The following is a 26,383-nucleotide window of genomic DNA, read 5'->3' as shown; positions in this document are numbered from 1 at the left end:
GGCGACCCGGTGATGGCACCAATTTCCCGGCCTCACGTATCCCTGATGTGTCGGGGCTTAGGTGAAATTGTAATCGAGTGTAGAGGCCGCCTTTCCGCGAACAGTCGCGAAGGCGAAATCGCCCGAGCCCCGGCATCGGTTACGGTGCATATCGCGTGAAGACGAAATCATGGTCCTTGACGTTGCCCTCGTGGCAGGAGAGGCACGTCTCATGCTGGGCGGCGTCCACCGGCTTGCCGTTGACAAACCGCCCGAAGCCCCAGCCGTGGCTGGCGGCATATTTCCTGGAGTCTTTCACCATCACCTGCACAGTGGTCGCCGCGCCCGGAACCGTGGCCGGCGGAAACTCCGTGGATTGCTGCCGTTTATAGGCGAGCTTCACCAGTATCGAGCCGTCGGGGAAGGGCAGGGTTCCGCTCTTGTAGGCGTCGACGGCGATATCGTTTGCCAGAACAGCGCGAAGCTCGTCAAGCGGCGGCGCTTCCTGCGCGGGCGCGATGAACTTCCAGTCACGATATCCTTCAGGAAGCGTGACACCATAGATGGGAGAAGCAAGTTCCGGCGGCGTGTCCGCTGAGCGCGAATAAACGGTTCCAAAACCTGCTGCCGCACCCGATAGGGCGACGGCGAAGAAAATCTGCCTCTTCATGGGAAATCCTGCCTGATCCGAAATAGATCAGGCAATGATCTGCCCCGCAGGTATCCGGCATGTTTCCTGAAACCCGCATTTATGTATCAAATCGTAGCGCTGCGCAGTGCCCCCGGGGGCATGTCACGCTTAAAGGCCGGCGAGCACGCTCACGTCATCGTCTTTTGGAGCCTCCATCGCGACCCTTATTGCCTTCTGGATCTCGTCCTCTATTGCCTTCCTTTCGTCGGGTGGCATGGCGGCAAGGTCGCTTTCGGACAATCCCCGCGCCTCCAGATATTGGGCCCGGATTTTCTCACCAAGACTCATATTTGCCCAGCGGCTAAGCTCGGCCTCATCGGAGCCTGTTCCGCCGCCCTCAAGCGGGGTCTCTTCTATTCCGCCCTCCTGCCCCCGGAGTGACCAGAGTGCGTTGGCAAGATTGGAGGAGAGCGAAGGCGCGGCGCCCCCTCCGATCAACGATGCCGACCGTTCGGGTGTGGGATCGGGCACGGCCTGGGAAACGTCCTGTGGCCGCGGGCGTATGTAAAGCGAGGCGGTGGAGCCAATTCGATCGATTGCAGACATGGTATATCTCCTTCGGTCGCAATCTGGTTCGGGTGGCTTGTGTCTGGCTGGTCATGCTGCTTGCCTGCGTTCGGCGACCTCTCTTTGCCGACCACGAGCACATTTCTTTCGTCACCTCGCCGGCGGTATTGCGCAAAATCATTCCGAAGCAACGAGAAGTCGTGAAACTTTTTGGAGCGCGGCGAGTTTGGTGAAGGAGCAATCAGCTCGCATGTCTCACTGCATATAATCGCCGCTACGCGGAGGATTGATCGTCCATTCGGAGGAGATCGCATGAATTCCATCATCTATCTAGTCGGCCTCGTCGTCGTCGTCCTGTTCATCCTCTCATTGTTGGGGCTACGCTGATGGTTGATCCAACGGGTATCGAAACGAATCCAAACCGCAGCTATGTGGACTGGCCAGCGATTTTCGCCGGTGCCGTAATTTCCTCGGGCGCCATGGCCATCCTCACCGCATTCGCGGGCGGCTTGGGCCTCAGCTCTATCTCGGCGGACAATGGTGGCGAGGTCAGCACAGTCTGGCTCATCATAACCGCGCTCTTCGTCATCATTTCCATGGTCGGCTCCTACATGCTGGGTGGCTATATTGCCGGCCGCATGCGTCGGCCTGCCGGCGCTGCCGACAGGAACGAATTGACCGTCCGCGACGGTGTGAATGGCTTGGTCGTATGGGGTCTCGGCACGGTCGTCTCGGCGTTTCTAGCGCTCGGCGTTCTGTCCGGTGGCGCCAAGGCTGTCGGCAGCGTGGCGCAGACCGCGGTTGAGGCAACGGGTTCGGCTGTCGGTGGCGCCGTTCAGGGTGCTGGCCAACTTGCGGGCGGCATCATTTCCGGCGCTGGCAGTGCAGCAGGTGGTCTGGCGCAAGGCGCCGGTCAGGCTGCAGCACCCAGCATCGAACAAATGCTTCCGCAGGGCCTGAAAGCCAATCCAATCGACTATTTCACGGATAGTCTTTTGAGAACCGATGCGCCCGCCGCCCCTCTGACGGGTGACCAGAGCGCCGGCGATTATCAGCGCCAGATCAGCGGCATCCTCGGCAATCTTCTTGCAACCGGTGAGATATCCGATGCCGACAAGACATGGCTCGCCAACCAGGTCGCTGCCCGTACAAACATCAGCCAGACGGATGCGCAAACGCGCGTAAATCAGACGGTTGAACGCGTGCAGGCCGTAAGGGCGGAAGCGCAGAAGAAGGTCGATGAAGCGCAGAAGCAGGTCGAAACCCTGAAGGCTGAGGCACAGAAGGCGTTGGACGATGCCAAGACCAAGGCTGCGGATGCTGCAGAAAAAGCGCGCGTCGCAGGCATTCTGACCGCGTTCCTGCTGGCCGCTTCCGCACTCGTTTCCGCTGCCGCTGCTTATATCGGCGCAGTACACGGTGGCCGACACAGAGACGAAGGCCGTATCTGGGGTGGTCTTTCATACCGCAAGTAACCAGAGCGACGGCAAGAAAAATCGGCTTTTCACAAATGTCCCGCCCGGACCAAATTCCGGGCGGGACTTTCGTTTTAGGCATCTGCCGTCACGGACAGGGTCAATCGCGACGCTGTAACAAGGCAAGTGCGACCGTGGATCCAGCCAGGATCGCGGTCAGCGCCAGCGGCGCAGTGGCACCGTAGGAATCCACGATATAGCCGCCGACAACAGCCCCGATACTGATAGCCACCTGGAAAGAAACAACCATCAGGCTGCCGGCAGCTTCCAGAGCATCGGGTGCGCCGCGGGAAAGGTTGGTCGGCAGCACCACGGGCGCCATGCCAAAGGCAAGGCCCCAGAGCGCGACGAGCGCGAATGCGGCGCTGCTATGAACACCCCATAGGACGAGGGCGATTGTTGCAAATGCCATCAGGGCGGCGGTAACGATGAGTGCGAGGCGGATACTGGTGTCCGCCATGCGGCCACCCAGCACGTTGCCGATCACGGAAGCAACGCCAAAGCCGAGCAGGGCGAGAGCAATCGGCGTGGTCTCAAGCAGCGTCACCTGTTCGAGGAAGGGACGTACATAGACCGAACCGGCAAAATGCCCCGTCATCAGCAATAGGATTGCCAGCATCCCCAGCTGAACGCTGCGCCGCCGCGTCAGGCGGAAAACATCGGAAAGACTGTTGCTTGTACTTGCCGGCAGCGAGGGCAGGCTGAATATTTGCAGCAGCATGGCAATGACGGCAAGCCCCGCCGTCATCGACATGGCAATGCGCCACCCCACCCAGTCGCTGATCAAGGCGCCCATGGAGGGAGCCGCTATGGTGGCGAGTGAAACGCCGAGTGTGACGATAGCCATGCCGCGCCCGGTCGAATTCGCGCCAACGAGCCGCGCCACAACGGCAACCGAAAGTGCCCAGAAACCGCTGAGCGCAATACCCAGTCCGGCCCGGCCGACCAGCAATAGCCAGAAATCTGCAGCAACTGATGCAAGAATGTTGGAGCCAATCGCCAGCGCGCTAAGACCGACAAGCACGGTCTTGCGGTTCAGTTTGCCGATTAGAACATTGCTCAGTAAAGCCGTTACAGCGCCCACGGAAGCGGTCGCCGTGACGACCTGTCCCGCCGTACCCTCTGTAATGCCGAGATCGCGCGCCATGGGCGTCAACAATCCCGCTGGCAGAAACTCGGCCGATACCAGCGCAAAACTGGTGGCCGCCATCGAAAGAACCGCAAACCAGGTTGCGGCGGTCCATGCGGGTTCCTCTGCGGCCTCCAGGCCAATCGTTGACCCATCAAATTCTGATGTCGTGTCCGTCATGGTGTCTCTCCTTGAGTTGGGAGAGTTTTAACCCAATTTTTTCGGATGATATGTATCTAAAAATCCGAATTTCATAACCATTCCTCCGAAATTTGTGCGTTGCACAATCGTTCTTGCGCATTGTGCGGGCCGGATTATCCCACTTGTCCGTGCCATCCTTCTTTGCGTTGCGATCCCAAAGGGAACCACAGCTTGATGCGGCCATATTGATCCGGATGGATTTCTTCGCCCGCAGGGCCGGCGACAATTGCCACCTGCGCGTCCCCAACGCGCGGGCGTTTGGTTGATCGGGAGCTCGTCCGTAAGACTTCTTTAAGTATAGATTAGTATAAATAACGAATATATCGATATAAATTTACTGCGAATCTGTCAATTATACTGATGAAATGGAGTACTTATCGATGGTAGATATACCAATCCGGAACTATACCATGTCACGAACTCTATTGGTTTGATAGAGTTCGTTTAGGAAATCATTTACTATGATTTCAATGGCTTACGATCTCGAGAAAATCAGCATGATTGACTTGATGCGGCCGGCTTTCGACACCCGCGAGCGAGATACTCTCGTCTATGATCTCGACTGGGACGAGGATGCGCGGCTCAACGAATGGCGTGGCGTGCTGCGCCGGGCCAACGAGTTGCCGGCGGTGCTGCAGGCGATCATTGCCCTCGATGCCTGGAACGGAACTATCCGTCCTGCAGCACGCGCCATGGCTTGGCCGCTTGTTGGCCGCGTCGATCTTGCGCCAGGCCGGCATCACCACCGGTGCGTATCCCGCCGCCATCAACCTCGGTCTGAAAACCATTCCGGTCGATCGGCGCCGGCATCGTGACCGGGAGACTCGGTTGCTCGCCATAGCCCACGGACTGATCGCCGCCGCGGAGACCGGACTCAAGGAGCATGACAGGCTCGCGCTGGCCCGGACACTGTTCGAGCGAAAGCTGGAGGGACGCCGAACTCCTTCGAAATTGCCCGAGCTCGTCGACTTGGTGATGGCGAAGCCATTGGTGTCGGCAAAAATGGTGGCGAAGACGCTCGAGGTGACGCCGCAGGCGGCTCGGCGGATTGTTTTTGAGCTCGGCCTCAGGGAGATGACGGGGAGGGGGAGGTTTCGGGCGTGGGGAGTACTATGAACTCTCATCTTCGCTGAAAAGGCGATGTGTGGCTTGAGCCACTTAATAGCTCTAGATACCCGGCTTCAAGTCCTTCCGATACCTTTTTATATTTCGCCTTATAGCGAAGGCCTGTCCGCGTATCTACCACCTCAACAACCTCATTTCTTCGAAACTTACTTGGCGTGCGAACTTTAATCTCAATTTGATCTGATGCAGCACGGCGCAGATTCTCGATTAGCTGCGGTTGCCTCCTCGCGAATATATCAGCAGAGATTTCGTGTGCGGAGACAAGCTTTAGAATTTCCCGAGCGGCCCGCCGGGCTCTTTCATCATTGGCTTCTAGCTTGTGGACTAACATTTCATGATAGACAAAAAACGCAAACGTGGTCGCGCTCGCGGCTGCCAAAATATCCTCATTTTTACGTACGAACGCCGTTATTTTCTTCGCGAGCAACAGGTCGCCACTCTGGACCAGCTCGCCGACGTGATTTGCTAATACAACGGTATCATTCGCTGACAAAAATTCAGCCGCAGCTGGTTCAGTAACTATGCTCCAATAGGCCTTAAATGCGTCGGCTCGTTTGCCTTCAATGGAGTTAGCTAGCCAGATTGTCGCGGCATTGAGCTTTTGCTTAAGCAGGGCTTCGCATACGATGGTCTGGTCTGTGAGCGCCTGTCTCAATAGGGTGTGGGTGTGGCCTAAGTTGGTCTTGAAGTCCGTTTCAGTTGCAAGCGTCACGAGCGTTTCGAAAGCGTTCGTTCCGGTTCTTGAGACTGCTGACGTCAACAGGCTTCGGAAGATTCCATCATTGCCGATATCTAACGCGACAGCCAAAAGTTCTGCCATGTCATCCTGATCGAACCCGAGTGTGCCTTTGCTTCGACTGTAAGGGGTCTGATCTCGAATGATGATCTCCGCCACCTCTTCCAAGATTGCCGCGCGCTCTTCATCGACGTTCGCAACACTCAGGCGAGCCGATGCAAACGCTGGCTTCATTGATGGTGATGCGGACCGGTTTGCGTCGGCGAACGCTTTTCTCGCGGCCTCGCGATTACCTTGGGCTACATATACTTGACCCAAATTGTAGTGCGCAGCGTAGACAAGTTCTGCCTTCTCGTTCTCTTTGAGATTCGGATCCTCGTCCGCCTCGAAAAGGACTCGGCGGTTAATTGAGATTATATCCTCCGCGCGATCTTTAATCGAAGTTTTGAGATATGCATTGCCCAGCGCGTGCAGCGCTCTCAGCCTATACGGCCCATCTGTTTTTGAAAGTGGCTCAAAGGCTTCTAGCGCACTGTCGATATTACCCACCAACATGGCAGATAGCCCGATGTGATATGCGATGACTGTTCGGACCTCATTTGAGCGGCTTTGAATGCTAGCATCACGCAGTATTGCGATTGAGTCGAGGTAGTCACCGGTATGGTAAAGCGCCATCCCATACTCGAACATTTCAACTTCGTTCAAGTTCTCTATAGAACCTCCTGAACTCAGGTATTGATGCACGAGAGAGACTGCTTCGGAGTGCTCGCCGCTATCATACCGCCTAGACGCTGCAGTGAGGAGTCCTTTTTGTCCTGCCTCAACTTGAGCAAGCCAAGTCTCGGATAGGGCTGACTCGATAACGCGGTTCTTAATTCTAGGTGCTTCATTCGCCGCCGCGGTAGTTATACCCGCTAGATACAGCTTGCTCCGAGAGCGGTCGTCAAGCGTGTCACCTTTGCCATAAAGGAGGGCAACAAGCGCAGCGCGGACATCGGCGTCATTTTCTGCCAATGCTCTAATGTGGTCTAACGGTGCTCGATCATACCGAGTAAGATAGAGCTTCTGTACAATGGCGTTTACAGAATCGGGATTCAAGTTTCCTTTGGGAAGCTCGTCTTCAAGTGCAGCAAAAATGTCCCACGTCATACGCGGGTTGCCGCTCGTCCAATCGAAAACCATATTGATGACGTCGTCGGGTAATTGGATTCCTGCTTTCTCCAGCAAGGATCCTGCCTCAGTACGACTAAAATCGTTAAGGTAAATTTTCTCCCCGATGTTGAAAGGTGAGATGTTCTTGTCTTTGATTAAATCAGTTGGTTCGGCAACGCCGGACAAAACATAAGTGAGATGCTCATAAATCGGAAAGTTTGCGCGAGCAAAATACATGCTCCGAACCTGTGACAGGATCCGGTCCGAATAAGGTTGACCGACTAGAGAGTCGATTTCATCTAAAATGATGATTACTCTATTCTTTTGCACGGCACTCAAAATGCGACGCAAGTGTCGATCATATTCCAAGCTAGGATCGAGAGAACTATCGATTCGGTCAGTTTCAATCTGGGACTGGAGGGTCGTGAGCTCAGAGGCTTCAAGTAAACGGTCGATAAGATGTCGGAAAAGGCCACGTGCATCGCCGAAGCCAATGGACAGGTCGACATAGACCGCCAACTCGCCGAGAACTTCTCGCTGGCGCTTCATTCGAAGCAGCAGATTTGTCTTGCCCATCTGTCGGGCGACAAGAACATATCCCGGGCGCCCCATTTCATCAATAACGTTGGATAGCTGTCGATCGGCATCCCGATCCACATATAGATTGTCCGGTATAATCGTACGCGCACTTAACATTTTGGGGCTGTGAATCAAATTACTAGCTCCTTCGAGACTTGATGGCACAGAGCTTCGATGGAACTGCTATTTGATGTTCCATTTCTCCAATGCCGAAACATCATCTTCACGAACCGAGGCGAACCGCCTGAAGCCGCAGATATGTATTGCTGCTCAGCTGAAGATAAATTTGGTCTAATTGCTGGTGCGAGTAATTGAACCAAGCGAGTAATGTCGCCCTGCGTCCATGTCTCAACAGGAAGAAACTGAAGCTTTTCGCGCGTCTTATTTTTTAGTCCGCCCGAAACATTCTGTGGTGAGTTTCGTGAGGAAAATATAAACCTGATCTGCCCGAACAACCGCTCATCAGTGTCAACATGCTCCAATAGCTGGGCTACAAGGTTTGCCGACTCTCCGAGATGTTCTTCTTTAATTGGCATTTCCTCAACTACCTCCGTAATTATCTGATCGGATCTCGCGGCGAGAAGGGCCCGTTTGAGTGACGACATTTGCTCCGAAAGTGGAGCACTTTCTGCTATAAGGCTCTCTCCAGTAATTGATGATATCTCAGATGTAATTGCCCCGATTAATTTGTGCGGGCTGTGTATCTCGTGGCTCGATAGATTGATATGGAATAGCTTCCAACCGTTGGAGAATACAGCTCGCCGTGCGGAGGCTGACTTTCCTATACCGGATTCACCGGTCAACCAGACATGGCCGCTTGACAGAACACTTGAAAGAACGTTGTCGAACGATCGCACAAGATAATACGCGTCCTCTTTTGGCGTATAGACATCGAAAAGTGGATCAGCAGGGCGAATGACCCCCGGGGATATCGTGGCAGCCGCATTTGTCGCTCTCAGGGGCTGATCCAGGAGAAACCGTTTTACTGTTTTGTAACGTATGTCCTCAGCATCGTCGGGCGATACGATCGATCGGTGGTTAGCGTTGATTAAAACTGCCTTGTTGTCTCTACCTAAGTATGGTGAGGCACTCTCGCTGGGCACCACTCGGTCACTTCCACCTAAGATATATTTGACCGAAATGTTTTCTTCGATTTTCATCTGCTCCCAATCAACGTTGATTGCCGCGAGACCCTGTTCATCTTTACAGAGTGCTTTGAGCTGTCCGTGAGCAAATGACACCATCGCTCCCACGTTGGCCAATTGTGAGCCGGTACTCGGTGAAGCGAGGAGTGCGAGCTTGCTGATATTGGCTAGGTGACCTGATCGGAGAGCGCTGACTATCATCTGTCGAGCGATCACCCCTCCGAGGCTGTGCGCTATGATAAGTATCTTCTTTTTCGTGCAGTGACGTTCTTCAAGAAACGTGCGAAATCCGTCGGCAAGATCGCGAATGCCCGGCAATGGTGGAGTAAACGGCAGTCGGATAAGCCTTGTGGGATAGGTATAGTAATCCAATTCTATGTCGGCAAAATCGGTGTCCTCGGCGAAACATTTCGACATTGCGCGCCAAGTCGATATTGCCGACCCGGATAGGCCGTGCACGAATACGACAACGGTGTCGCTTTCTCGGCTGCTCTTGTTCTTAGGTAACTCGAACTGGCCTGGGCGCATCAGATGACGCCCGTAGCATTGTGTTCGATCGGACTTAGTTTTGGGGCGTTGTCCCGCCGTTCCACATTAATCATCTGATTTGATCGCGAGTTTACTTTCCGGCTCTCCAGAGTCGGTTACTTCACTGATATCAACTTCAAATAGAAACAGAATTCTAGCGTATTTCCTCGGTGAATCCGACATATAGATCCGCAGGGACTACTTACGCACAAAAAAATGCAATTTTGCATGGGTATGCGACGGCGTGGCCATTATGACCAGTCACAGTCCTAAAATAGAAGTCCTGTCCGGCCCTGAGCGCCGCCGTCGCTGGTCGACGACAGAGAAGCTTGCCATCATCCAGGAGACATACGAGCCGGACGCGACCGTCAGCATCGTTGCGCGGCGTTACGGCATTCAGCCGAACCAGTTGTTCACCTAGCGTAAGCTCGCCACTCAAGGGGCTCTGACGGCCACGGCTGCGGAGGAGGATGTTGTTCCGGCGTCCGAATATCGTACCCTTCAGAACCAGGTCAAAGAGTTGCAGCGCCTGCTCGGCAAGAAGACGATGGAAGGCGAGATTCTCAAAGAGGCGCTTGAGATCGCCACCGGCCCAAAAAAACAGCTGTTGCGCTCGCTGTCATTGCCGAAGGGAAGTTCCCGATGACGGCTGTGTGCGAGACTTTTGATCTTGCCCGGTCAAACATGGCTCAGCGTGTGAAACAGCGTCCCTCCAAAGCCCGTGGTCGGCCGCCGCTCGCCGATGATGATCTCATCGATGAAATCAAAGCGATCATCTCCGAGATGCCGACCTATGGATATCGCCGTGTTCATGCGATCTTACGCCGTAAGCCCGCAGCGAAAGCCGTCCATGGCCCAACGCCAAACGCGTTTATCGGGTGAGATGCCAAGACGACGACCGAGGCGTAATAGCGACGGCGGCCCCATCCCGAAGAACGTCCATCAGCCCGTGATCGAGATCGTCTGCATACCGTGTAACAATCGATGCCATTGTTTGATGTGCCGAAGCATTGCAGCTCGGACAATCTTCGCTAGCATACGAAAGCCTTGAGCGTCATTCACAAAAAAAGGCTGAAGACCCCGCAATCGTTTGGACCAGTAGGCTCCGGTCCAGATAGACGTTGCGTTGTTCACAACTTGTTTCAGCGATCAGCAAGCAACCGTGACACGCGGCACCATGGAGTGCTCGGTCCTCTGACGCCTTCAGCGGATCGTGGTCGGCACAAATCGGATCACCAGAGCACAGTTCCAACCGGCTCAGGGCGGACGCCAGCACGTTCGGGAAGCGGCGAGTAACTTCAACAAGTCCGCCAAGCGTTCCCTGATTGCCAGCACTGGCAGTGTAGATCAGTATAGCGCACTCCTTTGGCTGGCCTGGGAGACCGGGAATAAGATAAAGGCGCTCTTTCAAGGAGCTAGCAGGATAGCCGCAGTCAATTGCGACCTCGTTAATCAGAGCATGTGAGAGACTGTGCATCATTGTGTATTCAATGTGCTCTCCTTCCCATGCCATCTTGTCAGAAGCGCCGCGGTCGCGACGCGATTTCCTCCATGCTCTGAGACCGCCATCCAAGATGGATTTACGCTCCCTAACCCTTGACCGCGATGCCCATGCCATCAGTGCGCTAGGATCGAAGCGTATTAAAAAGCCTTCGCCATACTGTTCGATTGCTGGCAACCACTCCGGAACCTCACCCAGCGGTGCGCCGTTCACAGCAAGGCCAACGTCCTCCACTCCATCGTCAGCCAATGGCGCAGGTTCAAAACGCGTGAAACCATATAGGCAGGAAACCTCCCGAAGTCGGTGAACCGCCACAAGGTCCCTGATTCCGGCGAGCATGGGTTCACGTTTCGGATCCCAGAGGTTTCGATCGAGCGTTTCAGCGTGGAGTCTGGCGTCCGGGCGATTTTCGCCGATTAACGTCCGACCGCTCGTGAGTAGCTGGAACTCCGCGATCCTCGGGTTCATCTGATCACTCTGATCGGCGTTTCCAGCCACGGCACGAGATTCAATTCGAGCCAGAATTTCGGCGTCAGAGAAGGGACCAAGGTTGGCTGCGACAACAGGGTTGAATCGTTTTGCCATCGCAACCTCTGTTGCGGACGAACACGTACTTACGTTCGACCACACCGCGTCGAGCGCCTTGTCGAGTGCGTCGTTCGCTTCCGGCAGCGAGATCACCCTTACGATCTGCGGGAAGTATGTATTCGTCGCGCTACGGGTAAGGAGCCGCAAAGAGTTGTCACAGCCGTCGGGATCGTCCGGGCCTATCCAAGGTCGCTTGCCGCTACAGGCGCCAAGCCGACCGGGTTGAAACAATTCCTCCAGCGAAAGTTGCGCGCCGCATTCACAAACGATGCGAGTGTCGCGAGGATCTGCGCTGGTGCCCGAGTCCTCTAGCCACATCGCTCGTCGGCACGCACCGCCGTCGCCCCGTGCCTCCCCAAACCGCCCAGCGTGGACGACCCGCCGCCACTCGATGTCCTGCAAGTGTCCCTTTTCGCATCCACAGACGAAGCGGAGCGGCGATGCGTGGCGCTTCTTGCCGTCATCACCTTTCCAGTCGAGGCGCTTGGGTGCCTCTAGCTCACTGAAGCGGATGATCCGGCGTCGGTTCGGCGCATCGCCGGCGATGGAGTCACAGGCGAACCACTCCGGAAATACCTTCGCCTTGATGGCCGGCGACGGCAGGCGCGGATTTCCAGGATCGATCGGCGGCGTGCGGAAACTGAGCGGCTTCTCGGAGGACACTCGCTTGTCATTGCCGCCTGCAAGCCTGCGCTCCAACAATTGCGCGAGCCGCGGTTCCTCGATTGGCTCAAATGCTTGGGGACCGAAGGATTCCCAATGATCGAGTCCCATCACCAAGACGGAACGGTCGGGCAGGTCCATCATCGAGCCCGGACCGAAAAGTCCGACCACTTGTCCCGTACGGATCTGGTCTTTCGCCATAGTGGGCCTCAATTCAGTGTGTTGCCGAAATTGTCGATGATTTTCAGAGCCGAGGCATGTTCGACGTCGCGCATCGAACGGCCCGCCTTGAAGGCTTTAAGGTCTGGATCGAGGCCCGCGAGTAGCGGATCAAGGGGCTGATGTAGTAGCGCCTGGGTGCCTGGAAAGCCGTAGTAGAGTTTTTCCGCGTTTCCGCGTCGATCGTCGGCGATTCGCCTCCAGGTGTCGAGCAGCCCTTCCACGATCGCCCTTAGTGCGGCGTGCCCTCCGACAACCGCATCCGGAGGTGCGCGGGATAGGATAATGTCAATAATATCCTGCGCCTGCACATGATCGGAAATTTCGACGGCATTGCGCTCATCGGTAAGTTGCGGGTGCAGATGTCGCACGCATGCCACCACAACAGCGGCAAGTGCACGGTCTATAGCGCGTGCTGCCCAAGGCGTTACGCTGGTCGGTTCGACGACGCGGTAGAAGGCAGCGTGGAACTGCCGGAAACGTTCGAAATGCAAACGATCGCGCGGCTTCTGCGCGTTCAGAAGCGTCACTACAAGGCCAGGTTTGTCGGATTGTCGCCCCACGCGGCTGGACGCCTGGATGTATTCCGAAGCCGACTTTGGTTGCCCTTGCATAAGCATCAGCCCAAGCCTGGTGATGTCCAAACCAACGGAAATCATGTTAGTCGCCAGTGCAACGTCGACGCCCGCCTTATCAACAGCGGATATGCCAAGCGCGTCCTTCGCTGCAGCGACTTTGTCGGTGCTCTCACGAGAGGTGAGTTCGAGCACATCACGCAGTCGACGGCTTGCAAAGGGCAGATCGTGTGGTGTGATGCGCCGGCGCTTGTCGCCGTAGTCGGAAAGGTAGCTTCGGACCTCGTCTTCAACGATGCGGCGCGCTCCGCCAAGTTCGCGCAACGCGTTGAAGTAGCCGAGCGCCGTCATGTAGGGATCGGCATCATTGCCTTCGTCGGCCTCTTTCTGGGCGGCGGCGAGCAACGTGGTCAGCGTGCGGAGGAAGACGAGTTTCGGCCCTTTGCCGGGAGCGGCGAGCCCTAGATATAGCCGCGCCGGACGCTGACTCGGTGGTACGGTCTTCGCAAAGAAGCTGTCGCGTCGGTCCGGTCCCGGTGGCGGAAAAATTTCTGTGGCTTCGCGGTCGAAGAGCGCCTTGATCTGTGCCGAGGCGCGTCGGACGGTCGCTGTCGAGGCGACTATTTTCGGCCGAACACGGACGCCCATCATCTTTCGAGTAGCAAGCCGATCAAGAGCAACCTCGTAGAGCGCCGCGACAGTCCCGAGAGGCCCGCTGATCAGGTGTAGCTCATCCTGAATAATCAAGTCCGGCGGATCGAGGCTGAAGCCGTTGCCCAGCGGCTTTCCTTCTCCTGCCTTATCGTTCGCGCCGTAGAAGCCCCACTCGTCCGCGCGGTTTACATGGCCAAAGAAGGCGCCTGCCTCGCCAAGCCAGGGAAGTCCCGCGAACTTATCGACCGTGGCGATAACAAATGCTGGGAGCCGCCGATAGATCGCTTCGTCGACAGTAAGGATCGGCAATGGCTTTGCGCCGGTGAAGTCGCAGTCCGCGTTGCTACACCGAATTTCCATGTTTTTCGGCGCAATGGCGTTTGGCGTACAGGCGAAGCTGTCAGCCGTAAATGGCTCTGAGCACCAAGGGCATGCCTTGATCGGCGCTGGCGCTTCCCGTCCTGAAGTCTTAAAGCGCTTTACGCGGATGACTGCCGTGTCCGGATTTGGGTTCGCTTTGCCGCCTAGGCGGTTTGGCGAGGCGGCGGATCCCACCCAAAGGCCAATCTCGATCGGCCAATCACCAAGGAGACGTGACTTGCCGTCCATCCACGCGGGTTCCCCACGCATCAGCTCCAGTGCGCACACAACACCCGCCGCGCGCGTCAACTGGTCGAGCGTGAGTAGCCGCAAAGTGTAGCGCATCAGCACCGAAACACCCGCCCCAAGCTTGCCGCTTGCCGTCAGGCGGCGATGGGCGATTGTCCACGCGGCAAGGCCGAGATAGGCCTCCGTTTTGCCGCCACCTGTCGGAAAGAAAAGCAGGTCAACAATTTCTCTGTCGTGGTGCAGTTTGTCATTCAGGCCGGGCAAGTTGAGCAACACGAATGCAAGCTGAAATGGTCGCCAAATTGGCTGATTCTGCTCCGCCGGATTTCCATTGCGACCGGCAGTTCGCTGCCGTGCCGCGCGGGCGACAGCTTCATTCATCGCCAGAAAGGCAAGCCGCGCCCACTTGTCCTTCTTGAGGAGCTCGATGCCCGCCTCGATGCGGGTTTGTGCGCGGCGGGCAGCATCAAGAAGTCGCTCAGCAGTCTTCCGCCGCGGCTCTCCATCGATACTTCCGACGTTACCGCCCTCGTTATCAATCCAGCTTGCATATTCCTGCGGAAGGCCCGAGAGCGCGGCTACGAGTGCGTCCGCATCGCCGCCAGCGAGCTTCGCCAAGTCTTCCATGCCGAACGTTGCACCGATTCGTTCGTTGGGCTCAACGCGTTCGACCTCTGCCATGGGAAGGAAGTCGGTGTAAGCTGCACGCACAAAGTCATCGTCGTCTGGCATCCAGCCTGCTGACGTCGCATTGCCCACAGCAAATTCCGCTACGTCGTGATAGTGAAGGTCGGCCGTTGCGGCGTCAGGATCGTCGGAGCCAAACCCTGTCATATCGGTGCGCGCAAATAGGGGCAGCTCGCTGCGGACCTCCAGCTTGACCTGGAACGCGAAGGTCACGTCGGCAAAGCGGCGGCGAGTCGGGTCGCGACGGTTGACGAGCATCACCGTTAGCGCCACGACGTCTGCCTTGCTGCCGTCCGGCTGGGTCAAGCTGTAAGGCCTCGCAAAAGCTTCGACGACGAGTCCACCGCCCGGACGTTGCTTTCCGGCCGAGCCTTCAAGCGTTCGGGTTACGCGCTCGCCGGGTCTTGGCACGGCTATTGTAACGCGAGCCATACCGGGTATGCGCTGCCACGCAACATTGCGGTGTTTAGGGTCAAACGCGGCCGTATCATCAAGGAACACCTCAGGAGGCAGAGGCGGCTCAGTTACGTAGTCGCCCCACGTGGCGGTCACGTCGACGGTTTCTGCACGTGCATCGACCAACACGGTCAGCCCACACGCGGACGGTGCGAGCGGCCTTCTTGGGGCGGGGTCGTCGGGTGCTGTATCGTCAGCGGCTCGAGCGCTTCCCGTATCCGGATCCACTTGCTCGTCGCCGTCGGTTACCATATCGCCGGGTTCCTCCGGCTGGTCTACCTCCTCACCTCCATCTTTCGGAGCTGGAACCAGAAATCCTGTCAGGTACCAACGCGAAGGATTCGTATCGAGCTTCTCGGACGTGATATCGATGTCACGTAAGTCGGGCCCGATCAGATCGCGCCGCAGCGTCTCGACAAGACGTCCGCGGACGGCTGTCGGCAATTTCGGATCAATGCTCATTCTTCCCCCTTGGGTCTCGTCGCCGTCCGGCAGTACCCGCTGCCCCAACTTTTATTCGTAGATGGCTTCCCGTCCTTCCTTATAGTCGCCCACTACCCAGATGAAGCTCTGGATATCGATCCTGTCGAGCGGACGCATGTCGGCCAGTTCTTGCTCCGTCTTCCTGATAAGATCAAGTAAGCTCTCGTAGACCGGTAGGCTAAGTCGCGGTTCGTATTCCGAGACGAAGCGATGGCCGACGCGGGTAGCGAAATCCTTGGTAGCTTCCGGCTTCAGGAACATGTGGGTGTCGGGCCGCCAGAGATATGGCAGGTAGGTCGCAACAGTCCATTTCGCGTTGTCATGCGGCTTAAGAGCCTGCTCCATTGCGAGAAGATTTGACTTGCTGCCGTCCAGCGTGAAGCGAGCTGCGGCCCGGACGAAATCGTCAGCATGTGCACCACGCAGCACGTCCTGCAGCCGCGTCTTTTCGAACGGCGAGAGCATGTTCGTCGCCCGGAATACGGCAAGCACCGCTTCGCCAAATCCTGTCCCATCGACCGCCTTTTCTAGCGGCGCTGTCTCGTCCAGCTTAGTCTTTGCCGCAAGCTTGTAGTCGCGCTCCTGCGATCCGTATCCATCGGAATGGAAGCCATTCGGAAAGAAGATCAGGAAGCGCGTCCGGGCCCCGTGGAAACCAAAGTATTTCGGGTCGCTCTTCCCCGCCTCATCGTGCAATTGCCGCCAGACGTCATCGGCGTCCTCTCCCTCGGAGCAGCGAACGCCATCGGCGAGACCGAAGTAGCGGCTGTTCATCCTAACGAGGCGAAGCTCCTTTTTACCTAGCTTGGTAGAGCGAATTGTTTCAGCTTTATTCATCTTGATCTTCGTCCTCTCGATCAACATCAACCGCCAAAGCTGATCCTGCCTCCTTTTCCGCAGTTGCGCGCTCTGCATTCAGCGCAAGTAAGCGCGCCAAAACCTCATCTCGGAAATCGGATGGCCAAAAAAGGCGGCGCTGATAGGCGTGATCTTCTTCATTCGTGTCGTCGAGGAAGACTGGTTCGGCCAAGGCCGCAAGATCGTCCCAGCCGTAGGCAGAGAGCACTGCGCGGTCCATTTCGGCGTGTAGCTCACGCAGCCGGACGATGCTCTTTGCGCGTTCGACTGGATCGTCGAAACGGTTGTACGTCTTAGTCATCCCTATTTGTTCATCAATCATCAGCTGAGTACGGAACTCATAATAAAGTTGGCCGGACGCGAGTAACGAAATGGCCGATTGCTCGTCGAGAATGAAAGGGAATGTCTCAAAGCAGTCTGCGATGTTGTAGCGACTGTCATCTTTCATTGTAGCGCCGAGAAATCTAACCCAAACCTCGTGAACGCGAGATGTTAATATGCAAAATGTTGCGTCGCTATCTGAGGACCATATAATCAACGTTTGGTCATATACCTGTCCGGATCTTAAAAACGTGAACGTTGGGAAATTTGTGCTCGTTAGTGAGCGAACCAAAATTCTTTCCTGCGAAGCTATTTGGCTATACAATCGATCTCGACGGCGCAGAAAACGCCACCACGACACTTTCCCCACTTGGTCGTTGACCTTTAGTCTTCCCGGTTTAACCCGCTGCTCGACAACATCCAACAGATCGGGCCAGTCGGCTGCAACCTGCTTGGGGTAGTCCACAGGCACGATGCCGTTGCGTAGCCAATTCTCATGCTCGTGCGGCAGCGCCTTGTACCAAGACGGTAACGAAATATCGCGTCGCAGCGGATAGTCAGCAAAATCTATAATATACCGCTGGTGCGCATAGTTCAGAGAGTTGTTTACCTCCTCACCACCAATGTATGGAAAGATCCGCTCTGCATTTCTCGGATCTTTGGCGATCAGATCCTGCATAGCATTTAGGCTCTCGGCTTCGCCCTTCGCCGCCGCAACATCGTCGAACGTAAAGCCTTTCCCCAATACGATAGAACCTTGGAACGCCCTTCGAGCATTGGCCGCCAGCCGCGCGGGCGAACGGTCGAGATCACCCGAGACAACATAGGCAGAAATCCGTGGAACCTGCCTGCCGTCGAGTACCGGAAAGGGAGCGGAACCGCGCACCACGTGGACAACGCTCACCACCACCGCTGCTTCACCCGGCCACTTCAGCCGGCGCGTGGCGCGAGAAATCGCGCCGCCCGCCTCGAGAAGTGTCGCGAGGCCGGTGTCGCGGGTATCGCCTTGGCCGATGGTGTTGGTCGCGATGAGGCCAAAGGCCGCACCATCGCGGATCAGCGAGAACGCGCGGCGGAAAAAGTGCGCCACTAAGTCAGCATTGCCATGCGCGCCTTTATGTAGCGTTTGCAGCCAAGGCAAATAGTATGGACGGTTGCCAGCAATGATTGTGTTCTTGCCAGCGAACGGCGGATTACCGACAATCGCATCGAAGCCTGGATTATCTCGCCGGAACACCTCCGGAAACTCGATCTGCCAATGGAACGCCTCGATAGGATGCTTTCCAGCGCGAGGACCCTGCGCTGCAGCCTTAAGCATATCCCACTTTGCTTCGCCAAATCCTGAGATCCAGCTCTCAATCTCAACCCGGCGCTTTTCCCTTGCTTTCGGCTTATCCTCGGCGAAGAACGCCGAAAGGACTGCGTCACCCAGCGCGCGCACGTCGCCTGCGACTGTCTCCACTTCGCGATGCTTCGCCTCCAGGACTACCCGCGTCGTGTCGTCTGGCGCAGCCTGAATCTCTGCGCGCTTCTTAGCCAGTTCTTCTACGCGATCTGCGATGAATTTCCTGAACAGCGGCAGGCCGGGGATTGATGTGTCCCAGTGCATAGCAGCGATCTGCCGGTCATCAAGCCCGACGAGGCTGTCGCCACACTTCAATGCATGATCAAGAAAGGTGAACTCGTGATCACGGGCAAGCGTCGCAAGCCAGAGCGACAACTTAGCAAGGTCAACTGCCCGCGGGTTTTTGTCTACGCCGTAGAGGCAACGTTGCACAACAAGCCGACGCGCGTGAAGCGGCTCGTCCTCGTCCGGCGGAATAGTGGGGCGAGTGAGCGGCCAACGCGCCCAGGACAACACAAGACGATCGCCCAGCGCCCGACAGGCTTCCACGAGAAAGGCGCCCGAACCCATGGCTGGATCGCACACCTTCAGCGAGAGGACGTCCTCTGGGGTGGCGTCAAGACCAATGCGGTGAAAGGCTGGCTCCAGCGCGTGCTGTACGATGGGTGCAGTAAGCGAGCGCGGCGTATAATGGCTACCTGTCCGTCGCCGCTCGTCGGTCGGCTGCAGAAGTGGCGTGCCGGGAGCCGCCAAGGCAGCGCCCGGCGAGGCGCGTTCGTCAACGATGGGCGTCAGTGCCGCGGCGACCTCCTCGATCGTAGTGGCCCCCTTCAGTGCCTTGCCGACCTTGTCGGTCACTGTGCCGCGGTCCGCTTCCTCCTTAAGGAATTTCGTCCGATCGTTCGGCTTCGCTGCAAGCAGCTTGTTCAGATCCACGAAGACCGGGGTCTTATCATTCTTGCCCGCGCGGATGGCTACGGCAGGCCCGTCCATGGTTTCCACCGTAAAGCCCATCACGGTCTCGTAGACGCTTCCGATCTGCTCGACGTCTAACGTGCGGTAAGAGAGCTTCTCGCCGCCCAGCACCAGCAAGCGGTCAAGCACCTTCGCAATGCATTCATCCGATACCTCAGCCGGTTTCGGCAATTCCCCCGGATCTTCCTGCCCCTGCAGGAAAGGAAAGGCGGAGGGATCGAACAGCTTGCCTCCGCGCCCGCGGATCCATTCGCCGGTACGGTCCCCCTGATGAACGAGGCGGAACAACGTAAGCAGTCGCGACCAGGCGCCACGACGCAGGTGCATAGTCAGCTCGTGCCGCGCACGATCCTCCACCAGCCGCGCATGCAACGTCCGCACGCCGTAGCCCTGGTCGTAGAGCCGTCGCGCTTCGGCGTCTGTACGCGAGGGAATGAGTTCGCGATCCTCGGCGTACAGCAGGAACACTAAGCGAAGCAGCACGGTCAGTAGACCGTCATAGACATGCTCGGGCCGCTCGCGAGCCAACCGTTCCATACGCTCACGGTCAGCGTCGTGCAGGCCGCGCATCAGCTCGTGCAACGCGCCGAGCACTTGTGCGGCGAGTTTGGTCGAAACCTCGGCCTGTTCGTCGCGGCTCTTCTGAAGCAGCGCCGGCAGGCGGCGCTCTGGCGCGTCGTTGTGCAGCCGGAACGAGGAGAGGAGTAACTTTAGGCCGCCAAGCATTGGCCGACCACCCACCTCTCCAAGGGAGCGTAGCGGGAAGCGAAGCCAGCCGCTAGTCTCACCGCGGGGTGCGTGGATCAGGCGCAGCTCGCAATCTGTCACAAGGATTCCCGTGCGGATACCCCGGTCTTTACATAGCCGTTCCAGCCGCTGATGCGGCGTCGCCTCCCAGCCTTCCAGCGCGCCTCGTCCGTCTGGGTCGACGCCCGCCGCCTCGACACGCACCAGCATCTGCCAGCCGCCGTTGGGATCGGCGACCGCCCCAGTGTGGCGCAATCTCGATATCGCTTTCATCGATGCGCAAAATAAGATCGTCAGGAATCGGCGTGCCGCCGGGGCTGCCAGCCACCCGGCCGGGACGCCAGCCGAGAATGTTGGAGAAGAAGACCCAGGGATCGAGAAGCGCCGGTCCGGAGTCTTTTGGCGACAAATGCGGCTTGATCGCCTCAGGAATCAGAGCGTGTCTGCTGCTCAGGAACAAGCTCATAGGCCTTCAGCACCACCGGGGCGACGACGAGCCCGATCGGCTGGACATGGCCGAGCCATTCCTCGTTCGGATCGAATGATGCCATGCTTTAATTCCCCTCCGGCCAGAGGTAGACGAGTCCTATCGTCTCCAGGCGGTCCGCAACTATGCTATAGGACTCACGTACGCGGCTCGGCCCTGTCTCAATATCACTCGAGAGGCGGTCGATCTTCGCCTTCCAGTGCCGTCGATCGCGCCGCCGCTGCTCTACCTCCTCCACGATCTCGGGCAGGAAGCTCATCTGTTTGTCGTCCGGCTCGGCGTCGGCCTTGGCGATGCGCGCGCGTTGGTCCTCCAGCAGGCGCTTCAGCGAGGTCGCCTCCGCCTCGGCGATCCTGACTAGATCCTTCGCCGCCTCGGCATTGGCCTCATCGGCGCGAACGCGAAGCTCCGGTTCCAAGTCAGCGGCATCCTGGGCCGCGTACTGGCGGATGCGATCAACGATCTGGCGTGCGGGTACGCGAGCAGTCCTGAATGCTTCCTCGAGTTGGACAAGGGTCGCGGCCTCACGCGTCGGGCCGAATGGCTTCAGCGGTTTGCTGCCCCGCCCAGCTTCCGTCCATGCCGCTGTCACCAGGATGATCTCCTCGTGAAGGCGCGCAGCCCCCGGCCCATAGAGCGCCAGCCGACCGATCAACACGACACGCGGCTGGGCACCGGGACCAATCACCACGCTTGCCCGTGACAAGCCAGATGCAGATCCTTGCGCCACGAAGCGCGCCAGCAGGCGCCTTACGAGTCTATGCTCCAGATGCACCTGAACCACGCCCTCGGCATCAACGCCCGCCGTGGTTATGGCAGGCTTAAAGCTAAAGGAGCGAACCGGGGCATCTCGGCGCCAGTCCTTCAGGGTCTCACCGCGTTTGCGGCGGCGAATACGCAGATCGTCCAGTGCTTCCGCCCAACCCGACGTCTGGAAAGCCGGCTCCGACGGGTCGAGATGGAAGGTCGCAGTCTCTCCGACCGCGCCGTCACGGTGAGCGTCTAGCGAGGAACCTGTGCGCTTGAGGGCCACCGACATTACCGCCTTGAGGTCGTTCGGATCAACACCGACGCGCGCACGCGAGTTCTCTAGCGCGGATCGGAGGTCGTCGAGTTCCTTAGCCTGGCGAGCACGGCGCGCAACAGTCGAGTCGTCCATCTCCTCGACGGCCGTCTGGGTTTGCTGGTCGGGTGTCTCGCCGTCGCCATCGATCTCGTGGGCGAGCCCTTGGGCACCGCGTATGCCATCCTGCATGAGACGCCGGTTGATACGCTCGGTAATGACCTGACCAGCAGAGCCTAGTTCGTCATGGATCTTCTCTGTCTTCCGAACCAGCGCCTGTAGAACGACGTCTTCTTCACGCTGCTCGTAGACGAAATATCGGCAGTACACGACAGGAGAAGGCTGCAACTTTCGGTCGATACGGCCATTACGCTGCTCAAGCCGCGCGGGATTCCAAGGCAGATCGACGTGGACTAGGTCGTGGCAACGCATCTGCAGATTGATGCCCTCGCGGGCGGCATCGGTGCAGATAAGGATCCGCAGCGGGTCTGCCGTCGGATCGGCGTTGAACCGGCGCTTCAGTTCCTCGCGGCTGTCTGTCGAAGTCGCGCCGGTGAAGCACGCGATGCGCTCGTCCGGCAAAAGATCGTCGAGCGCTTCTTGGAGACGCTTCTCCAGCCAACGCCTGGTGTCCTCGTACTCGGTGAAGAGAATGAGACGGCGCTCGTTCCAGCGCCCGGCTGGCACCATGTTCTCACGAATCCACTGAGCAAGTCGAACGACACGTGCATCCGGCTCATGCGCATACCGGCGCGCTATCTTGAGCATATCATCGACCATTGCCACGTCGGAGACGGCGGCTGTGGCCATGCCTGCGGCTTCGGCTGCGGCGTTCTCATCCAGATCAAGCAACTGTTCTGCGGCGGCCTCGTCTTGCGGCTCTTCCTCCACTTCGGCAGCCCGGCCGATCTCGCTCGCTGAGAAGTTTACCGTCTCACCTTCAGCCGCCCGAAGGAGTCCTTTGCGATGGACCTCCAACGTTTGTGCGAACGCCGCAATGGAGGAAAGGAGCCGCTGCTGCAAACCTACAAGGGTCAGCCGCACGTATCCAGCCTGCCGCTGCGGCAGTCCCTCCGCCTTCGCCCGGACCGTGTCGGCGTAGGCACGCAGCATAGAGGCTAGCACGAGTTCGGGCGCACTCTGCGGCAAATCAGCAATCCGAATAGGCTCAATCTTGCGCAGTGGGAAGCGCTCCCCGAAATGGCGCAGATCCGACTTCAGGCGTCGGACCATGATCGGTTCCAGATCCTTCGGGCGGACCGGCACCCCACGGGTAAAACGCTGTGGGTCGAGGATCTCGAGTAGCGCCGAGAACGAGTTCGAATGCCCGTTGTGCGGTGTCGCTGATAGGAACAGGCGATGTTCGAACCGATCTGCGAGACCGCGCACGACACGCGTGAACTGGCTCTCAATCGCATACTTCATACCGCTTGCTGGGGCGGCATGATGTGCCTCGTCAAGAATGAGTAGCGACCGCGGACGAAAGTCGCCAAGCAGGTCTCGAAGGCCGGCGACATACGTCTCGTCCGTCAACAGCGAATGAGAGAGGATAAATCGCGAACCCGAAGACCAAGGTTCAGCGCTGTATCCTCGTTCCCGCCGCAGAACGTTCAAATACTCGCGTTCGATGATTGGGAACGAAAGGCCGAACTTGGTTTCCAACTCATCCTGCCATTGGCGCACGGTGCCAGGAGGGGCGGCAACAAGAACGAAATCGATCCGGTGACGAAGCAGCAATTCGCGGAGGACGAGACCGGCCTCGATTGTCTTGCCTGCACCAACGTCGTCGGCAATCAGGAGGTTAACGCGCGGGAGTTTCAACGCTTTGCGCAAGGGCAAAAGCTGAAAGGCGTCCAAATGGATTCCAGCGCGGAAGGGCGCCTGAAACAGATCACGATCAGACGACGTTGCAGTGTTCCATCGAAGCGTCTTGAGATAAGCGGAGAAGGTCGCCGGGTCGTCGGTGCCTTGCTTGGCAATCTTTCCCCAGCCTTCGTTGGCAAGCACCTCGGCGTCGAGTTCGGCGTCCCAAAGAACGTCAACGACCTCACCTGCCGCATCATCGTCTACGCATGCTAATCGGACAATTGGGAAAAGTGCGTTCGATGGCCCACGCTCGACAAGCCAACAGCGCGCGCGAACGCGAACGAACTGTCCAGCAGATGGCACCATTACTTCTCCTAACAAGAAACGAACTAACTTAAGTTATAAAGGGCTAATTACACTTAACGTAGTAAATACGTCACCCAATTTGACCAACAGGCATTCGGAAGTTTGAACAGATTTGTGAAACCATTTGCGACTGTCCCTGATGTGGACTTGAAGAATGCGCACCGCCGGTCGCTAGGGCTCTCGTCCCCGTGGCCATCTGAAGCAAAATTTTGCTGATTGCACATGTGTTAAGCAGCAAGCCTCAGCAGAATCGATGCGCGACCTGTTGGTGTTGAGTAAAAGCCTACAGCAACAAAGTGAGCAGCGCCGCGGGCGTTGGCCGATTGACTACAACGTGAAGGTGTGTAATTTCCCAGTAGGGGCTGGGGGCATCTCTTGATATACACCAAGCATGAAATAACTGTCGACGAGATCCACCGATGGGCCGTCGTGCGTGAAACTTGTGACCCTGAAAATGGAGATGATCCTTTCCTCCAGCACGTTGCTCAAGCGATCAGGCGTATCTACGGACAGGAAAAATTCAGGCAAATGGCGGAGGCCCTGCCGCCGATCCCGGCGCCTGCTGACGGCGTAGATGCGAACTTCCATACCGAACGATTAATTAAAATGTTCCGTGCAGGGCTGCCGAATCCTGATAAGGAGGGCAATAAACCTGAGCATCTAAAGAACTTCAGATCGGAAACTGCCGAGATCATAGCCAGAGAGGCGCTAAGCGTCGTATTCGGCTTCGCGACTCCGCCGGCTCTCCATGCGACGAAAGGAAATCGCAACCAGCCCGCGCTAGGCTTCGATGGCTGGAGCTTGGTAACAAATGAGGAGGAGCAAGTCTCGCTCGTGCTCATACAGGTTAAGGGCACCGATGACGAGCGCCGGCCGCCGGGTGAATGACAAGGCGCTCTTTGCCGATCTGATCGGACCAATACAGCCGGGCACAGCAGAGACTGGCGACGGCGTGCAGGGTGCTCCATGAAGCGATTGCGACTTGCCCGCGACGCATTCAAAAACATGATGCGAGCCGCCGCGCGTGATCCGCTTTGGGCATTTCTGGTTTTGATTTCCATGCCCTTCCGGATCTGGAAACGGCTTCTTGGATTTATGTTCATCCTGTTCATCGTCACGTTTGTGATCGGCATGGGTGGCGCTCACTTCCTTGATCAAATGGGTTTCGGGCACGGCTCGCCTGTCGACATTGTCCCAGGTCTCTTAACCCTGCTGGCGCTCGCCGTTATCACCTTTTGGTTCATCACCAGTGCGCTGATTTTGCATTTCGGGGATAATGACGATGAGACCCATGGCTCCGCCCGCTTCGCGACACACAAGGAGATAGCCGCTCTCACCTCATCCGGTTCCGGCCTCTTGATCGGGCGTGATACGAAAACGGCCAGGCCTCTGCGCTATGATGGCCCGGCCCATCTGCTTACGATGGCGCCGACCCGTACCGGCAAGGGTGTTGGCACGATCATCCCGAACCTGCTGACCTCCGACCGTTCCGTGATCTGCGTTGATCCGAAAGGTGAGAATGCAAGGATCACCGGCCGTGCTCGCCAGAAATTCGGGCCGGTTCATGTGCTCGATCCTTTCGGGGTCACCGGCAGATCCTCGGCAGCCTTCAATCCCCTGGCCCTGCTTGATCCCCACAGCCTCGATGTCGCGGACGATGCCAACACCCTTGCCGACGCTCTCGTGTTCGACGAACCGGGAATGGCAGGCGAGGCGCATTGGAACGAGGAGGCAAAAGCTCTTATCGGCGGATTGTTGCTCGAGATCGTTGCATCTGAGCCTTTGAGACGCAGGCACCTCGCAACACTCCGCGACTATCTCACCCTTGCTCCGGAACAATTCGCAGCACTGCTCAAGCGTATGCAGGACAGCGATGCGGTGAGAGGTCTTGTCGCGCGTGCCGCAAACCGCCACCTCGGAAAATCCGATCGCGAAGCTGCAGGCGTTCTCTCCGCAGCCCTACGCCATACGCATTTTCTGGATTCACCGCGCATGACGGCCGTCCTCAGTCACTCGGATTTCCGGTTTGCCGATCTCAAGCACAGCAACGTGACGGTGTTCCTCGTGCTTCCTCCTGATCGCCTCTCGACCTATTCACGCTGGCTGCGCCTGCTTGTCTCACAAAGCCTGATCGAAATGGCACGCGATCCGACAAAGCCGGCGACACCGGTTCTCTATCTGCTCGATGAGTTCGCATCCCTTGGGCATTTGGCTCCAGTCGAACGCGCGATGGGTCTGATGGCGGGTTATGGTGTCCAGCTTTGGCCCATCCTCCAGGACATCCATCAGCTGCGTGCCACTTACGGTCACCGCGCCGGAACTTTCCTGTCAAACGCCGGCGTGCTGCAGGTTTTCGGCGTCAACGATCATGACAGCGCCCGCCTCATCTCTGATTTGCTCGGACAGGAAACGGTCGTGTTCCAGACGATGGCGAGGGCCCTCGATTCCGATAAGACGGGGATCTCCTACAGCCAACAGCATACCGGTCGGCCGCTACTCACCCCTGATGAAGTGCGCAATCTTCCGGCGAGCGGACAATTGCTGTTTCTGGCCGGACAGCGGCCAATTTTTGCTGAGAAGCTTGCCTACTTTGCCGATCCGGAGTTCAGGGAGATGTTCGACCCAGTCTGACGGGAAGACTAAGCCGCGAGTATTCCGCCAGGTTTCAGATGATGAACGCCGTGGCGACGGCCTGCTTGATAATTCGCTTGGTCGACAGGTCTGGCGCCAACG

15 protein-coding genes and 2 pseudogenes are annotated in these 26,383 nt (G+C 57.6%); 6 read left to right on the top strand and 11 right to left on the bottom strand.

Annotated features, from left to right (window positions below; translation table 11 throughout):
* Positions 1-139 precede the first annotated feature (139 nt).
* Positions 140-649 (bottom strand): cytochrome P460 family protein, encoded by a 510-nt coding sequence (locus tag RBH71_RS03835; protein WP_323687124.1) that lies wholly within the window; start codon positions 647-649, stop codon positions 140-142.
* Between the two features lie 129 nt (positions 650-778).
* Positions 779-1,216: a hypothetical protein gene (locus tag RBH71_RS03830; RefSeq protein ID WP_323687123.1), complete on the bottom strand. Its 438-nt coding sequence runs from the start codon at positions 1,214-1,216 to the stop codon at positions 779-781.
* A 347-nt stretch (positions 1,217-1,563) separates the two neighbouring features.
* Between RBH71_RS03830 and RBH71_RS03825 the strand changes: the two genes are divergently transcribed.
* On the top strand, positions 1,564-2,652 hold the full coding sequence (locus RBH71_RS03825) for a hypothetical protein (protein WP_112295808.1): 1,089 nt from the start codon (positions 1,564-1,566) through the stop codon (positions 2,650-2,652).
* A gap of 100 nt (positions 2,653-2,752) precedes the next feature.
* Here RBH71_RS03825 and RBH71_RS03820 read toward each other — a convergent pair whose 3' ends face one another.
* The gene (locus tag RBH71_RS03820; RefSeq protein ID WP_323687122.1) at positions 2,753-3,961 is read right to left on the bottom strand and encodes an MFS transporter; all 1,209 of its coding nucleotides are present in this window, start codon (positions 3,959-3,961) and stop codon (positions 2,753-2,755) included.
* A 482-nt stretch (positions 3,962-4,443) separates the two neighbouring features.
* Here RBH71_RS03820 and RBH71_RS26635 point away from each other — a divergent pair.
* Positions 4,444-4,849, top strand: a pseudogene (locus RBH71_RS26635) (DUF1612 domain-containing protein); the annotation flags it as partial.
* Positions 4,850-4,957: 108 nt separating this feature from the next.
* A complete protein-coding gene (locus RBH71_RS26630) occupies positions 4,958-5,098 on the top strand; it encodes a helix-turn-helix domain-containing protein (protein ID WP_416349313.1) in 141 nt (46 codons plus the stop codon).
* Between the two features lie 4 nt (positions 5,099-5,102).
* Here RBH71_RS26630 and RBH71_RS03810 read toward each other — a convergent pair whose 3' ends face one another.
* Both RBH71_RS03810 and RBH71_RS03805 read right to left on the bottom strand, forming a co-directional pair.
* A complete protein-coding gene (locus RBH71_RS03810; protein WP_323687121.1) occupies positions 5,103-7,709 on the bottom strand; it encodes an AAA-like domain-containing protein in 2,607 nt (868 codons plus the stop codon).
* Entirely contained in the window at positions 7,706-9,247 is a 1,542-nt protein-coding gene (locus tag RBH71_RS03805; RefSeq protein WP_323687120.1) for an esterase/lipase family protein, read from the bottom strand. Before RBH71_RS03805 ends, RBH71_RS03810 begins: the two co-directional genes overlap by 4 nt.
* Before the next feature lie 253 nt (positions 9,248-9,500).
* On the opposite strand from RBH71_RS03805, the pseudogene RBH71_RS03800 reads away from it, so the two are divergent.
* Positions 9,501-10,128 (top strand): annotated as a pseudogene (locus RBH71_RS03800) (transposase); the annotation flags it as partial.
* A gap of 173 nt (positions 10,129-10,301) precedes the next feature.
* Here the strand turns inward: RBH71_RS03800 and RBH71_RS03795 are convergent.
* The 6 genes from RBH71_RS03795 to drmD all read right to left on the bottom strand — a co-directional run bounded on the left by RBH71_RS03795 (position 10,302) and on the right by drmD (position 23,650).
* Positions 10,302-12,200: a DUF1998 domain-containing protein gene (locus RBH71_RS03795; RefSeq protein WP_323687119.1), complete on the bottom strand. Its 1,899-nt coding sequence runs from the start codon at positions 12,198-12,200 to the stop codon at positions 10,302-10,304.
* An 8-nt stretch (positions 12,201-12,208) separates the two neighbouring features.
* A complete protein-coding gene (gene drmA, locus RBH71_RS03790; RefSeq protein WP_323687118.1) occupies positions 12,209-15,661 on the bottom strand; it encodes a DISARM system helicase DrmA in 3,453 nt (1,150 codons plus the stop codon).
* Between the two features lie 51 nt (positions 15,662-15,712).
* The gene (locus RBH71_RS03785) at positions 15,713-16,456 is read right to left on the bottom strand and encodes a hypothetical protein (protein ID WP_323687117.1); all 744 of its coding nucleotides are present in this window, start codon (positions 16,454-16,456) and stop codon (positions 15,713-15,715) included.
* A gap of 55 nt (positions 16,457-16,511) precedes the next feature.
* On the bottom strand, positions 16,512-20,201 hold the full coding sequence (locus RBH71_RS03780; RefSeq protein WP_323687116.1) for an Eco57I restriction-modification methylase domain-containing protein: 3,690 nt from the start codon (positions 20,199-20,201) through the stop codon (positions 16,512-16,514).
* A 152-nt stretch (positions 20,202-20,353) separates the two neighbouring features.
* On the bottom strand, positions 20,354-20,479 hold the full coding sequence (locus tag RBH71_RS03775) for a hypothetical protein (RefSeq protein ID WP_323687115.1): 126 nt from the start codon (positions 20,477-20,479) through the stop codon (positions 20,354-20,356).
* 3 nt (positions 20,480-20,482) lie between these two features.
* The gene (drmD, locus tag RBH71_RS03770; protein WP_323687114.1) at positions 20,483-23,650 is read right to left on the bottom strand and encodes a DISARM system SNF2-like helicase DrmD; all 3,168 of its coding nucleotides are present in this window, start codon (positions 23,648-23,650) and stop codon (positions 20,483-20,485) included.
* A 375-nt stretch (positions 23,651-24,025) separates the two neighbouring features.
* Between drmD and RBH71_RS03765 the strand changes: the two genes are divergently transcribed.
* On the top strand, positions 24,026-24,538 hold the full coding sequence (locus tag RBH71_RS03765; protein WP_323687113.1) for a hypothetical protein: 513 nt from the start codon (positions 24,026-24,028) through the stop codon (positions 24,536-24,538).
* Between the two features lie 78 nt (positions 24,539-24,616).
* Positions 24,617-26,281, top strand: coding sequence for a type IV secretory system conjugative DNA transfer family protein (locus RBH71_RS03760; RefSeq protein ID WP_323687112.1), 1,665 nt, complete (start codon positions 24,617-24,619; stop codon positions 26,279-26,281).
* The last annotated feature ends 102 nt before the right edge of the window (positions 26,282-26,383 follow it).

This window comes from Rhizobium sp. AN68 (assembly GCF_030758035.1).
GTDB classification, from domain to species: Bacteria; Pseudomonadota; Alphaproteobacteria; order Rhizobiales; family Rhizobiaceae; genus Agrobacterium; species Agrobacterium tumefaciens.
This window is presented reverse-complemented; position numbering and strand designations above follow the sequence as displayed.

Excerpts from the sequence above, each read along its gene's own strand:
- RBH71_RS03835 (WP_323687124.1), bottom strand. The coding sequence starts at position 649 with ATGAAGAGGCAGATTTTCTTCGCCGTCGCCCTATCGGGTGCGGCAGCA.
- drmD (WP_323687114.1), bottom strand. The coding sequence starts at position 23,650 with ATGGTGCCATCTGCTGGACAGTTCGTTCGCGTTCGCGCGCGCTGTTGG.
- RBH71_RS03760 (WP_323687112.1), top strand. The coding sequence starts at position 24,617 with ATGAAGCGATTGCGACTTGCCCGCGACGCATTCAAAAACATGATGCGA.
- RBH71_RS03830 (WP_323687123.1), bottom strand. The coding sequence starts at position 1,216 with ATGTCTGCAATCGATCGAATTGGCTCCACCGCCTCGCTTTACATACGC.
- RBH71_RS03785 (WP_323687117.1), bottom strand. The coding sequence starts at position 16,456 with ATGAACAGCCGCTACTTCGGTCTCGCCGATGGCGTTCGCTGCTCCGAG.
- RBH71_RS03795 (WP_323687119.1), bottom strand. The coding sequence starts at position 12,200 with ATGGCGAAAGACCAGATCCGTACGGGACAAGTGGTCGGACTTTTCGGT.
- RBH71_RS03775 (WP_323687115.1), bottom strand. The coding sequence starts at position 20,479 with ATGGCATCATTCGATCCGAACGAGGAATGGCTCGGCCATGTCCAGCCG.
- drmA (WP_323687118.1), bottom strand. The coding sequence starts at position 15,661 with ATGAGCATTGATCCGAAATTGCCGACAGCCGTCCGCGGACGTCTTGTC.
- RBH71_RS03820 (WP_323687122.1), bottom strand. The coding sequence starts at position 3,961 with ATGACGGACACGACATCAGAATTTGATGGGTCAACGATTGGCCTGGAG.
- RBH71_RS03780 (WP_323687116.1), bottom strand. The coding sequence starts at position 20,201 with ATGAAAGCGATATCGAGATTGCGCCACACTGGGGCGGTCGCCGATCCC.
- RBH71_RS03805 (WP_323687120.1), bottom strand. The coding sequence starts at position 9,247 with ATGCGCCCAGGCCAGTTCGAGTTACCTAAGAACAAGAGCAGCCGAGAA.
- RBH71_RS26630 (WP_416349313.1), top strand. The coding sequence starts at position 4,958 with ATGGCGAAGCCATTGGTGTCGGCAAAAATGGTGGCGAAGACGCTCGAG.
- RBH71_RS03825 (WP_112295808.1), top strand. The coding sequence starts at position 1,564 with ATGGTTGATCCAACGGGTATCGAAACGAATCCAAACCGCAGCTATGTG.